General features: G+C 64.2%; 10 protein-coding genes. All 10 read right to left on the bottom strand.

Annotated features, from left to right (window positions below):
* Positions 1-231: 231 nt before the first annotated feature.
* Positions 232-1098, bottom strand: coding sequence for a class I SAM-dependent methyltransferase (locus AC0L17_RS14865; protein ID WP_287068276.1), 867 nt, complete (start codon positions 1096-1098; stop codon positions 232-234).
* 211 nt (positions 1099-1309) lie between these two features.
* Positions 1310-1747, bottom strand: coding sequence for a YybH family protein (locus AC0L17_RS14860; protein WP_473516385.1), 438 nt, complete (start codon positions 1745-1747; stop codon positions 1310-1312).
* A gap of 99 nt (positions 1748-1846) precedes the next feature.
* Positions 1847-5656 (bottom strand): methionine synthase, encoded by a 3810-nt coding sequence (metH, locus tag AC0L17_RS14855; RefSeq protein WP_473516384.1) that lies wholly within the window; start codon positions 5654-5656, stop codon positions 1847-1849.
* A 328-nt stretch (positions 5657-5984) separates the two neighbouring features.
* Positions 5985-7049: an ornithine cyclodeaminase gene (locus AC0L17_RS14850; protein WP_473516383.1), complete on the bottom strand. Its 1065-nt coding sequence runs from the start codon at positions 7047-7049 to the stop codon at positions 5985-5987.
* Positions 7050-7077: 28 nt separating this feature from the next.
* Positions 7078-7707: an FMN-binding negative transcriptional regulator gene (locus AC0L17_RS14845; protein ID WP_473516382.1), complete on the bottom strand. Its 630-nt coding sequence runs from the start codon at positions 7705-7707 to the stop codon at positions 7078-7080.
* A 63-nt stretch (positions 7708-7770) separates the two neighbouring features.
* Positions 7771-8652 (bottom strand): branched-chain amino acid ABC transporter permease, encoded by an 882-nt coding sequence (locus AC0L17_RS14840; protein ID WP_091591683.1) that lies wholly within the window; start codon positions 8650-8652, stop codon positions 7771-7773.
* A gap of 3 nt (positions 8653-8655) precedes the next feature.
* Entirely contained in the window at positions 8656-9360 is a 705-nt protein-coding gene (locus AC0L17_RS14835) for an ABC transporter ATP-binding protein (protein ID WP_473516381.1), read from the bottom strand.
* A 4-nt stretch (positions 9361-9364) separates the two neighbouring features.
* Entirely contained in the window at positions 9365-10537 is a 1173-nt protein-coding gene (locus AC0L17_RS14830; protein WP_473516380.1) for an ABC transporter substrate-binding protein, read from the bottom strand.
* 41 nt (positions 10538-10578) lie between these two features.
* On the bottom strand, positions 10579-12456 hold the full coding sequence (locus AC0L17_RS14825) for a branched-chain amino acid ABC transporter ATP-binding protein/permease (protein WP_473516379.1): 1878 nt from the start codon (positions 12454-12456) through the stop codon (positions 10579-10581).
* The gene (locus tag AC0L17_RS14820) at positions 12456-13622 is read right to left on the bottom strand and encodes an NAD(P)/FAD-dependent oxidoreductase (protein ID WP_473516378.1); all 1167 of its coding nucleotides are present in this window, start codon (positions 13620-13622) and stop codon (positions 12456-12458) included. The genes AC0L17_RS14825 and AC0L17_RS14820 overlap by 1 nt, the downstream gene beginning before the upstream one ends.
* Between the last annotated feature and the right edge of the window lie 82 nt (positions 13623-13704).

Raw genomic sequence — 13704 nt, 5'->3', positions numbered from 1 at the left:
TCAATGTTTAATTTTGACCTTCACGGGTCCTAAAAATTTTGCACCCTCCAACCGCCAGAGGTGGCCGGAGTGGCAGACACGGACCTGCGGCTCCGGCCGACGCCTTAAAGCGCGTCGCGGCTGAATGGATTGATGCGACGCGCTTCAGGTTTTGTTTGATGCATGTCGTTATCGCAAAACCGCCGCACACCCTCGGTTCAAGCCCGAGGGCATGCTGTTGCGCGACATGCATTAGTGGCCCTCAATCGCCTTAGGGGAAACAAGGTAAGGTATCTTGCCGACGCTACGCTTCGTCGCGCCAATGGAATAGGCCATTGGGATCTTGGGAGAGTTCTCCGGCAGGCCGTACATATCCTTGCCGGCCCTCACGGCAAATGAAAAGTGCTGCCACGAAACCGTGTCATGCTCATTGAGAAAATCCAGCGTCAGCCCAGCTGAAATCAGCGCGTTCACCACGTCGCTGACCGGATGAATCCACTCATAGTAGCGCGGATGTTTCAAGATGCGGTCGTCGCCGGTATAGGTGAGTTCCTCGTTCCATGCGAGTGGTCGAGCTATTGGCGTTCGCCAGTCATGCTTGAACTCCAGCGCCGCAGCCTTGCGGTCACACTGGAACATCAAGGGATGGCCCTCGGCGAGATAGAGCCGGCCGCCGGGCCGCAGCAGATCGGCAACCACCCGCGCCCAGCGGAACACGTCGTCAAGCCAGTTTACCGAACCCCAGGTAACGTAAGCGATGTCAAAGGTTCTGCCAAGCGCTTCGACTGCCTCGAACAGTGGCGCCTCCACGAAGCGCACGTCGGTGCCTGCCTTTGCAGCGAAATCCCGCGCTGCTGCGATCGCCGTCGGTGAAAAGTCGAGGCCGGTCACGCTGCCCGCGCCCAGATTCTTCAAGCTGATCGTGTCGAGCCCGATATGGCATTGCAGATGGACGATATCCTTGCCGACAATGTCACCGACCTCGCGCGTTTCCAGCTCATAGAGATTGGATCCGCCAGCCAGCACATTTTCTATGTGGTAGCTGCCCGTTGTGTCGGTCGAATGCAGCTCGGCTCGATCATCCCAATTAAGGCGGTTCGCGCCCAGAAACGGTTCCAAATTGCCCCCTCAAGTCCCTGCCGAGACCAATATATATGGTAAACAGAACGTTAATATACCTTGCAGCTAAAGTGTCGCGCGTCAATCCGTGGCGGTACGGTGCACCACCGGCCCCGATCGATTGGGTCAGCGATTTCGGCAAGCCTCTTGGCGAGGTCGGTCGACGGGCAGCGCCGGAAGAAATTTGTTGTCGTGCGAAACGTCCGCGCAGCTACGACTGAAACTCCGGCTGTGCCTGCATTGTCCGGAGATCGATCGGCATGGATATGTGTTCGTGCGTGATCATCCAGCGGTCGCTCATCTTGCGCAAACCCGACGTCACCCGCACCCAATAGTCGGCCTTCTCGCCGTTGGTTCTTTTGCTTCTGACGTGGCACAGACCATGGCAGAACGCCACGTTGTCCCTGACCGTGACGAGCAGCTCGTGCACCTCATAATCAATCGGGCCGTCAACCGAGGCAAACCACGCCTCGAAATTCTTTCGGTAGGCATCGGCGCTCTCGATCCGCAGCGGCGGCCTGATGTCGAATACGACAGTAGCCGCGGCATAGTGTGCCATCAGGGCTTCTATGTCCTTGGCCCGCAATGCCTGCACCAGGTCATCCAGGCCTTTGCGGATTTCCGTTTCTTCTGCAGTCGGGGTCTGCATAGGGCTCTCCTTTCATCGCATGATGAGCGGGCCAGGCCGTTGCTCTCGAAGCGACGCACCTGGTCATCGGCCGCGATGGCCAGGTCAAAAGCTGCTGCCTTACTGCGCGGCTTCGGCGAAGGGGGTCGGCACATAGTTGAGTATAGGGCCGAGCCAGCGCTCGACCTCGGCGAGCGGCATGGCCTTGCGGCGCGCATAGTCCTCGACCTGGTCGCGCTCGACCTTGGCCACGCCGAAATAATAGCTTTCGGGATGCGACAGGTAGATGCCGGACACGGAGGAGCCAGGCCACATCGCAAAGCTCTCGGTCAGGCTGACGCCGGCGTTGCGCTCGCCGTCGAGCAGGCGGAACAGCGTCGCTTTCTCGGTGTGGTCGGGCTGCGCCGGATAGCCGGGCGCCGGGCGAATGCCGCGATAGGGTTCGCCGATCAGTTCGTCCGGCGCCAGATCCTCATCCGGCGCATAGGCCCAAAAATCCTTGCGCACGCGTTCGTGCAGGCGCTCGGCGAAGGCCTCGGCGAAACGGTCGGCCAGCGCCTTGACCATGATCGACGAGTAGTCGTCGTTGGCACGTTCGAAGCGCTCGGCGATCGCCGCTTCCTCGATGCCGGCGGTGACGATGAAGCCGCCGAGATAGTCGGCCTTGCCGCTGTCCAAAGGCGCGACGAAATCCGACAGCGCGACGTTCGCCTTGCCGTCGCGCTTGGTCAGCTGCTGGCGCAGCGTGAAGAAGGTCGCCAGTTCCTGCGACCTGGCATCATCGGCGAACAGCCTGATGTCGTCGCCGACGGTATTCGCCGGCCAGAAGCCGATGACGCCCCTCGGCGCGAACCATTTTTCCGCGATGATCATTTTCAGCATCGCCTGGGCGTCCTCGAAGAGCTGGCGTGCCGCCGGCCCTTGCGCCTCGTCGTCGAGGATTTTGGGAAAACGCCCCTTCAGCTCCCAGGTCTGGAAGAAGGGCGTCCAGTCGATATAGCGCGCGAGCTCGGCCAAGTCCCAGCCTTCGAAGACTTTCAGGCCGCGGAACGACGGTTTTGGCGGCGCGTAGCCGGCCCAGTCGATCCGGTGGGCGTTGGCTCGCGCCTTGGCCAGCGGCAAGCGCTGCTTGTCGGCTTCGCTGCGCGCATGCGCATCGGCAACCTTCTTGTATTCGGCGCGAACATTGTCGACATAGCCGCCCCTGGTCTCGTTCGACAGCAGCGCCGACACCACACCGACGGCGCGGCTGGCATCGGTGACGTAGACCGTCTGGCCCCTGACATAGCGCGGATGGATCTTAACTGCCGTATGCACGCGGCTGGTCGTCGCGCCGCCGATCAACAGCGGAATGTCAAAACCCTCGCGCTCCATCTCGGCGGCCATGTGCGCCATCTCGTCGAGCGAGGGCGTGATCAGGCCGGACAGGCCGATGATGTCGACCTTTAGCTCGCGCGCCGTCTGCAGGATCTTTGCCGCCGGCACCATGACGCCGAGGTCGATGATCTCGTAATTGTTGCAGGCCAGAACCACGCCGACGATGTTCTTGCCGATGTCGTGGACATCGCCCTTCACCGTCGCCATCAGGATCTTGCCGGCGGTCTGGCGCTCGCCGGTGTCGACGCCTTTGGCGGCATTCGCCAGCTTCTCCGCCTCCATGTGCGGCAGCAGGCCGGCGACGGCCTGCTTCATGACGCGGGCGGATTTCACCACTTGCGGCAGGAACATCTTTCCCGCGCCGAACAGATCGCCGACGACATTCATGCCGGCCATCAGAGGACCTTCGATGACATGCAGCGGACGCTCGGCGGCGCGCCGCGCCTCGTCCGTGTCCTGGTCGATGAATTCGGTGATGCCGTTGACCAGTGCGTGCGAAATGCGCTGCTCGACCGGCCAGTCGCGCCAGGCGAGATCGCGTTCCTGCGCTTCCTTGCCCGCCGTGCCCCTAAAACGTTCGGCGAGTTCCAGCAGGCGTTCGGTCGCGGCGCCGCCGCCCTTCGGCTGGCGGTTGTTGACGACGTCCTCGCAGGCTTCGCGCAGTTCGGGATCGATGGTGTCATAGACGGCAAGCTGTCCGGCGTTGACGATGCCCATGTCCATGCCGGCCTGGATGGCATGGTAGAGGAACACGGCATGCATGGCCTCGCGCACCGGCTCGTTGCCGCGAAACGAGAAGGAGAGGTTCGACACGCCGCCCGATATGTGGACATGCGGAAGCGTCGCGGTGATCTGCCTGGCGGCTTCGATGAAGTCGACGCCGTAATTGTTGTGCTCGTCGATGCCGGTGGCGATGGCAAAGATGTTCGGGTCGAAAACGATGTCCTCGGGCGGGAATCCGGCCTGCTCGGTCAACAGTCTGTAGGCGCGGGTGCAGATTTCGACCTTGCGCGCCTGGGTGTCGGCCTGGCCATCCTCATCGAAGGCCATGACGACCACCGCCGCGCCATACGCGCGGACGAGCTTCGCATGGTGCAGAAAAGCCTCCTCGCCCTCCTTCATCGAGATGGAATTGACCAGCGGCTTGCCCTGCACGCATTTCAGGCCGGCTTCGATGATCTCCCATTTGGAACTGTCGATCATCACGGGTACACGGGCGATGTCCGGCTCGGCGGCGATCAGGTTGAGATAACAGACCATTGCCTCCTTCGAATCGATCAGGCCTTCGTCCATGTTGATGTCGATGATCTGTGCGCCATTGGCGACCTGGTCGCGGGCGATTTCGAGCGCCGCGGCATAGTCGCCGGCGGTGATCAGCTTCCTGAATTTCGCCGAGCCGGTGACGTTGGTGCGCTCGCCGACATTGACGAACGGAATCTCGTCGGTCAGCGTGAACGGCTCGAGCCCCGAAAGGCGCATCTTCGGCTCGATGTCGGGAACAGCGCGCGGCGGATATTTCTTCACGGCCTGTGCGATGGCGCGGATGTGGTCGGGCGTCGAGCCGCAGCAGCCACCGACGATATTGACCAGGCCGTCGCGCGCGAAATCCTCGATCTGCGCGGCCATGAACTCCGGGCTTTCGTCATATTGGCCGAATTCATTGGGCAGGCCGGCATTCGGATAGGCGCAAACAAAGGTGTCGGCGACGCCGGATATTTCGTCCAGATGCGCGCGCATGGCCTTGGCGCCCAGCGCGCAATTGAGGCCTATCGTGAACGGGTTGGCGTGGCGGACCGAATGCCAGAAAGCCGTCGGCGTCTGGCCCGACAGGGTGCGACCGGACAGGTCGGTTATCGTGCCGGAAATCATCACCGGCAGACGCACGTCCTTCTCGATGAAGATCTCTTCTGCCGCGAAGATTGCCGCCTTGGCGTTCAGCGTATCAAATATGGTCTCGATCAGGATGATGTCGGCGCCGCCGTCGATGAGACCGCGCAGCTGCTCGCCATAGGCAAGGCGCAATTCGTCGAACGTCACGGCGCGGTAACCGGGATTGTTGACGTCGGGCGACATCGAGGCGGTGCGGTTGGTCGGCCCCAGCGCACCGGCGACGAAACGACGCTTGCCGTCCTCCTGCTCGGCCCTTGCCGCTGCCCTGCGCACCAGCCGTGCACCGTCGCGGTTCAGAGCGTAGACCGCGTCCTCCATGCCGTAATCAGCCTGGGCGATGGAGGTCGAGGAGAAGGTGTTGGTTTCAAGGATGTCCGCCCCGGCGATGGCGTATTGATAGTGAATCTCCTCGATCGCCTTGGGCTGCGTCAGGATCAGCAGGTCGTTGTTGCCCTGCTGATGGCAGGCGCACTCTGCGAATTTGTCGCCACGGAAATGGTTCTCGTCGAAGCCCAGGCCCTGGATCTGCGTGCCCATGGCGCCATCGAGGATGAGGATGCGTTCGCGCGCCGCCGCCGTCAGCGCAGCAAGCACTTCCGAACCGTCGGGCTTGGCCGCGACGGGGCCGAACAGGTCGTGCAACGACGATGGATTTTGCGACATATTTCGTCCTCAGGGCGACGGTCGCGCTTAAGCGACATAAAGACATCTTTATGTGAGTATACGGCATTTATCTGCTGCTGTCACCCCGCCGCGGGGAATGGCTCGACGTTTGCGCTGCCCCTCATCCGCCTGCCGGCACCTTCTCCCCGTATAGTGACGGGGGAAGGGAAGCTGGCCGCGGCCGCGGCGCCCTTTCTGCAACGCTGGAGATTGGCGAAATCCTTGGCGATAGCGCCCTTCTCCCCGTCACTATACACGGGGAGAAGGGCCCGGCAGGGCGATGAGGGGCGGCGCCGACATCGACAATTTTGAGTGCCGCCCACCGGCGCTACAACGCCACCTGCGCAGTCTTCGCAGCCGCCGCCCTCAACAACATCCCGAACAGGTCGCGCGGCTCGTCGGGGTCGGCCAGCATGTCGAGTTGCTGGTAGAGGCCGGTCGATGGCAACTGGTCCCTGACATAGCGCAGCGCCGAGAAATCCTCGATGGCGAAGCCGACGGAATCGAACAGCGTGATCTGGCTGGCATCGCGACGGCCTTCAGCCACGCCGGCAATGACCCGCCACAGCTCGGTCACCGGATGATCGGGTGCAAGCTGCTGGACCTCGCCCTCGATGCGGGTCTGCGGCGGATATTCGACGAAGATATCGGAGTGCAGCAGGATGTCGCGATGCAGTTCGGTTTTGCCAGGGCAATCGCCGCCGACGGCGTTGATGTGGACGCCCGAGCCGACCATGTTGTCGGTGAGGATGGTGGCATACTGCTTGTCGGCGGTGACGGTGGTGATGATCCCGGCTCCCTCGACGGCCTCTTCGGTAGAGCGGCAGGCGACCATGTCGAAGCCCAGCCCGGCGAGATTGCGGATGCATTTTTCCGTCGCCGTGCGGTCGATGTCGTAGAAGCGCAATTCGCGCACACCGAGCAAGGCCTTGAAGGCCAGCGCCTGGAATTCGGCCTGGGCGCCGTTGCCGATCAGCGCCATGCAGTTCGCACCGGCCGGCGCCAGATGTTTGGCCGCCAGCGCCGACATCGCCGCGGTGCGCAGCGCGGTCAGGATCGTCATTTCCGACAAAAGCACCGGGTAGCCGTTGTGGACATCGGCGAGCATGCCGAAGGCGGTCACCGTCTGGCGGCCTTCGCGCATGTTCTTCGGATGGCCATTGACATATTTGAAGCCATAGACCTCGCCGTCGCTGGTCGGCATCAGCTCGATGACGCCCTCGGCGCTGTGCGAGGCGAGGCGCGGCGACTTGTCGAAGGCCTCCCAGCGGCGGAAATCGTCCTCGATATAGAAGGCGAGCTCGGTGAGGAAACCCTCGACGCCGATCCTCAGCACCAGCTTCATCATGTGGTCGACGCTGACGAAGGGGACGATGTTGAGATTGGGGATCATTTTGTCCTTGCCCGCATTGCTGCAACGGTCAGTCCTTGCGATGCGCGTTGTGCATCTTCATCATCGTCGCCAGCGCCGGATCGCTTTCCTCAAGCCTGCCAATCGCGGCATTGGTATCGTAGAGCCGTTCGTCCTGGCCCATCTTGAACTTGGCCTCGAGCCGTTCGATCGGCAGGTCGAAACCCAGAATATGCGGGATGCGCCGCTGCATGCCGCCCGGCCCGAGTTCGCGCATGCGCCAGCGATCGTCGCGGTCCTTTTCCAGCACGTCGACAAGCCGCTGCAGATGCCGGGCGGTGGCGTGATCGTCGAGCTGAAACGGCCGGCCATGGCAATGGACGACGGCGAAATTCCAGGTCGGCGCGCTGTCGCGCACCGGGTTGCGCGGATACCAGGAGGGCGAGATATAGCCATGCGGTCCGTGGAAGATTGCCATCGTCTCCCTGCCCTCGGCGATCAGCGCGCTGTGCGGGTTCTGCCGGGCCAGATGCGACACCAGCGTGCCGTTCGCTCCCCGCTCGCGGTCGAGCACGAAGGGCAGATGCGATGCGACGATCCCCTGTGGTCCCGATGTCACCACCGTGGCGAAGGCCGCCGCCTCGAACAGGCCAAACACCTCGTCCAGCGACAGCGGTGCGAATTCGGGTTTCGTGTACATAGTACCTTCTTATTGTTGCATGATCTTTTCCGAAAACCGGTTCCCACTTTTCGGGATCATGCTCTAGCTCCGCTGCACGCGAACCGCCGGGATCAGGCCTTGCGGCCGCACCAGCAGCACGGCGATGACGCCCGACAGCACGATGGCGTCGCGGTAGGGTGCGACCGCCGCCGGCAGCGTCGCCTGCAGCAACACTTCGATGATGCCGAGCAGGAAGCCGCCAGCGACCGCACCGGGCAGGCTGCCCAGCCCGCCGACGACGGCGGCGATGAACGCCTTCAGCACTGGGGTAAAGCCCATCAGCGGGTCGACGGAGGCGCGCTGCGCCACCCACAGCATCGCCGCCAGTCCGGCGAGCAGGCCGGAAAGCAAAAAGGCGGTGGCGATGATGCGGCTGGCCGGGATGCCCATCAGGCGGACGACGTTGAAATCCTCGGCCGCGGCGCGCATGGCGGTGCCAGTCACCGTGCGGCGCAGGAAGAGTTCCAGCGCAATCAAGGCCAGGGCCGAGACAACGATGGAGATGCTCGGGCCGACGCCGATGGTGAAGTCGCCGAACGAGAAGGCGCCGGTCATCCAGCCGGGCATGGCGACCGGCTGCGGCCGAGCCGAGATGCCGTTCTGGAAGACGACCTTCAGCAGGCTCGAAACGGCGAAGCTGGTCAGAAGCAGGCTGGTGACGCTGGCGCCGCGCATCGGGCGAAAGGCAACACGCTCCATGGCAACCGCTGCGAGCGCGCCGCAGGAGACGGCGACGAGCACCGCCGCTGGAAACGGCAGACCGAAAACCAGCGCGGCAAGCAAGGCATAGCCCGACAATGTCATCAGCTCGCCATGGGCGAAGTTGATCAGGCCGACGATGGAAAAGACGATCGCCAAACCAAGTGCCAGCAGCGCATAGACGCCGCCGAGGCTCACCGCATTGATGATCTGCTGCGCGATCATGGCTCAGGCTCCGAGATAGGCTTGGCGGACGAGGTCCGAGGTGGCGAGTTCCTTGGCGGTGCCCGATAGCACCACCTCGCCATTGGCAAGCACGATGGCGCGGTCGGCGACCTCCAGCGCCAGCGCCACGTTCTGCTCGACGAGAAGGATGGTCAGCCCGCTGCGGCGCAGTTCGGCGATCAGGTCGAAGACCGTGTCGATCAATTGCGGGGCAAGACCGAGCGACGGTTCGTCGAGCAGCACCATGCGCGGCTTGCCCATCAATGCGCGAGCGATCGCCAGCATCTGCTGCTCGCCGCCGGAGAGATTGCCGCCCTTGACGCGGTGGTAGCGCCGCAGGACCGGAAACAGCTCCAGCATCTCCTCTTCGCGCACCCTCACCTCCACCGCCGGCAGGTGCATCGCACCGCCGAGACGCAGATTGTCGGCCACGGTCAGGCCGGCGAAAATGCGCCGGCCTTCCGGCACCAGCGACACCCCCTTGCGGGCGATCGCCTCAGGCGCCAGGCCGGTGATATCGACGCCGTCGAAGACCACTTTCCCGGAGACGGCCGGGACCAGCCCGGCAATGGCGCCAAGCGTCGAGCTCTTGCCGGCGCCATTGGCGCCGACCAGCGCGATGATCTCGCCGCTGTCGACGGCGAGATCGACGCGGCGCACCGCCTCGACCTCGCCGTAGCGGATCCTCAGGGCTTCGACGCTCAGCATGATGTCACGGCGCCGGAACGTCGGCGGCGTCGGGAATCATGGTCTGGATATGCTTGCCCTCGCCGCCTTCATAACGCATCAGCGCCACCGGCCGCAGCGGCATGCGGTCGGTGCCGGCATAGGTGATCTTGCCGGTGATGCCATCAAAGTCCTTGAGGCCGGCAATGGCGTCGCGGATCGCCTTCGGATCATCCGAGCCGGCCGTCTTGACCGCCTGGTCGAGGATCAGCCCGATCTCGTAGCCGTTCACCTCATAGGTCGATTCCGGCGCGTGGCCGGCATATTTGGCGAAGGCGGTGTTGAAAGCCTCCAGCTTGCTGCCCGGCTCGGCATAGCCGGCTGCCGTATAGACGACGCCGTCGACCAGCTTGCCCAAACCCTTGACGGTCGGCGTGCCGATGGCGTCGGCGCCATAGACCGGAACGGTGACGCCGGCACCGCGCAATTGCTGGATGAAGGCCGGAAAATCAGGCTCATAGGCGGCGGTCATGATCAGGTCCGGCTGGTCGGCAAGGCTCTTGATGTTGGTGATCTCGGCGGAAAAGTCCGGCTGGCCCATGGTGAAAGTACCGCGGCCAACGACGGCGCCGCCTTTCTTCTCAAACACCTTGCCGAAATACTCGGGCAGGTTGGCGGTGTAGGTGGAGTCCGGCGAGGTCAGGAGATAGACCTTCTTCTTGCCTTCGGCGATGGCGAAGTTGGCGACCGCGGTCGCCTGCACATTGTCGGCTGGATAGGTGCCGAACATGACGTCGCCGACCGCGGCGGTGAGCACCGGGGCGGAGCCGCAAAGCGTCAATGTCGGAATACCGAGCGGCTGGGTGAGCTGGCCGGCCGAGATCGAGGGATCGGCGTCGCAAGGCGTGATCATGATCTTGGCGCCGGCGTCGATCAATTCCTGGGCGACGGTGGCGGTCTGCGCCGTATCGGATCGGGTGTCCTTGATGATCAGCCTGGCGGTGTATTTGCCGCCAAGCCCACCCTTGGCGTTGAGTTCGTCGAGCGCCATGCGCAGGCCGGCGAGTGCCGGCTGGTCGTAGGGAGCAAGACCACCGGTCTGCGCCGTCGCGGCGCCAATGATGATCTCCTCGGCTGAAGCCTTGGAAACGAGGGCGAGGGTCATGCCGAACACCGCCGCATAGAGGGCGGCGCGGCGGAGGCGATAGAGCTTTGGCATGTCGGTTCTCCTTCTGGATTTATTGTCGTTGGCTACACGGTTCATGCGGTTTCACTTGCGGGCGTTTCGCTGGCGGGCGTCTCTTGTCCTGTCTTGGCGCGGGCGGTGCGGCTGCCGAGATAGGCGGCGACGACGGCAGGGTTGTTCTGCACCTCGGCCGGCGTGCCGTCGGCGATGACGCGGCCATGGTCGATGACGACGATGCGTTCGCACAGGTTCATCACCAGCCGCATATCGTGCTCGATCAGGACGACGCCGATGCGGCGCGCGGCGCGGACGGCCGAGAGGATGGAAACCAGCTCGGCGGTCTCGACCGCGTTCATGCCGGCGGCGGGCTCGTCGAGCAGCAGGAAGCGCGGCTTCAGCGCCAGCGCACGCGCCACCTCCAGCCGGCGGCGCTGGCCGTAGGCGAGCCTGGCGGCGGGTTGATCGGCAAATTTCTCCAGCCCCATGCGCGAAAGCTCGCGCATCGCCGCCGCCTCGGCATTGGCAAGATCGGGCTCGACCGAGCGGGCGGCGACCACGACATTTTCCAGCACGGTCATTTGCGCGAAGACGCGGATGTTCTGGAAAGTGCGGGCAACGCCGGAGCGGGCGAAGCGAAAGGCCGAGGCCTGCCTCACCAAACCGCCGATAGACACCATGCCGGCGCTCGGCTCGACGTCGCCGGCCAGCATGTTGAGCAGTGTGGTCTTGCCGGCGCCGTTCGGGCCGATGATGCCGGTGATGCTGTCGGTGTCGAAGGCGAGCGTGACGTCGTCGACGGCGATGACACCGGCATAGCGCCGCGACAGATGGTCGGCGGCCAGCCGGTCGCGCTCGGCATGAAGCAGCGGCGCAGCAGGAAGCGTGGCGGCCTTGCGGCCGGGCCGGCGCAAAAGGTTCAGCTCGCGCTCGCCGAACAGGCCGGTTGGCCGCCGCCAGATGACCAGGATCATGGCAATGGCAAGCACACCCTGGGTCAGGCCGAACAGCACCGGCAGATGCAGGCCGAACACCTCGCCGCCGCCTTCGAAACGACGCACCACCTCGATCACCACGATGGTGACGACGACGCCGGCAAAGGCGCCGAGCGAGGAGTTCATGCCGCCGACGATGAGCATGGCCAACAAGGTGAAGCCGAGGTCGAAATAGAAATCGCGCGGCGAGAACGCGCCGAGGAACTGCGCCATCATGGCGCCGGCGGCCATGGCGGCGACCGCGCCCACCACCCAGGCGGCCAGCCGCGAGGTGCGCTGGTCGACGCCGACGGCAGCCGCACCACGCTCGTCATTGGCGGCGGCGCGGGTGGCAAGGCCGAAGGCGGTTTCCCGAAAGAGCCTCGCCATCACCAGTGCCACCGAAGCGACGCCGATGGCGGTCCACAGACCGACCTCGCGCGGCACGCCGTAAAAGGGCTGGCTGCCGCGGGTGATCTCGCGCCCGGCAACCAGCAGCGTGTAGACGATGATCAACATGGCGAGCGTGGCGATAGATGCGCTCGATCCGGACAACCTGAGCAGCGGCGTGCCGGTCAGCAGGCCGATGACGACCGCAAGGATCAGCACGACGGCCAGCGCCGCGAAGAAAGAGAGTTCATAACCAGCGAGGAACTGCGGCAGGTCGCGCAACGCAGTGCGCTGCAGCGCCGCCGGCATGGTCAGGATGCCGGTGGCATAGGCGCCGAGGCCGACAAAGGCGGCGTGGCCGAAGGAGACGATGCCGCTGTTGCCGGAAAAGATCTGCAGGCCGAGCACCGCCGTCAGCATGATCGCGGCATAGGTGACGACGCGCTGCATGGCGGCGCCACCGAAGAAGAAGACAATAAACGCTGCCAGCAGCAGCACCGTCACCATGCAGAGCGCATCGGCGCTGGCGTTGCGGAACGCGGCCGGCATGAACGACCACGCGCTTGTCTCGCCCCTCGCCGCCGATGCCATCAGGCGACCTTGAAGCGGCTGGGCGAAAACGGCGCCAGCATCGGCTGGGCGCCTTCGGTGACCAGCCTGGCCACCGCTTCGCCGACCGCCGGACCAGTCTTGAAACCATGGCCGGAGGAGCCGGCAGAGACGAACAGACCATCGACGCCGGGCATGGCTCCGATCACCGGCAGGTCGTCGGGGCTCATGTCGTATAGCCCGGCATAGCCGGGACGGATGCCCAGCTCGGCCATCGCCGGCACCCGCGCCGCGAAGGTCTCGAGGATCTCGACCGATTCTGATTCCTCGACGCCTTCCATGTAGTCGTCGGGATTGTCGACGAAACGCGGACGACCGGCCTGTTCGTGGCGCACGCCTGTGCCGCCGCCGGCCCAGCTGCCGGCAAGGATGACACCGTCACCGTCGGGCCGCGCATAATTGCAGGAGATGTCGTCGCACCAGGCAAAAGGCATGACCTGGCGCGCCTTTCCGGCTGCGTCGAGCACGGCCATCGGATGACGCTCGACATGCAGCGGCAGGTCGAGGCCGACCGTCGCCAGCAGGCGGCGTGTCCACGGCCCGGCGGCGAGCACCACGGCGTCGGCCTTCAGCACCGTTCCATCGGCGAGCGCGACGCCGCTGATGCGGTCGCCCTCTTTCACAAGCCGTTCGACGAGGGTGTTCTGCATGATCCTGGCACCGCGTGCCTTGGCGGCACGGGCAATTGCATTGGTTGCGCCGAAGGCGTCGGCATAGCCGTATTCGGGCTCCCATAGCGCCAGCGCGACATTGGCCAGTGCAAAGCCCGGTGCGGCGTTGGCGAAGGCTTGCGGCGACAGCGTCTCGATCAATGCGCCCTCGCCGCGAATCCTTTCGGCGGCGGCCTTCCAGCTCGCTTCATTGTCGTTGCCGCAGACCCACATCATGCCGATTTCGGTAACGAAAGGGCCCTCGCCCGATATCTCCGGCAATGATACGAGGATCTCGCGGCCACGAATGGCAAGCTGTGACAGTTCCGGCAAGAGATAGAAGGCGTGCAGCAGGGCCGAGGACTTGCCGGACGGTCCGCCGGCGGGATGCGTCTGCTCGACAAGCGTCACCGTCACGCCGGACGCAGCCAGGTAATAGGTCGCGCTCGATCCAACGATACCCGCGCCGACGACAATGACGTCGCTTCCAGTCCGCATGGGCTGTTCCCCACAGTCTCTTGGCTGCTTTGTGACAAAGCTAAGACCAGTCGTCCCGCTATGTCAACATCTCTTCATTATT

The organism is Mesorhizobium sp. WSM4829, assembly GCF_055811475.1.
The sequence above is the reverse complement of the archived record's forward strand: the minus strand, read 5'-3'. Positions and strand labels throughout refer to the sequence as shown.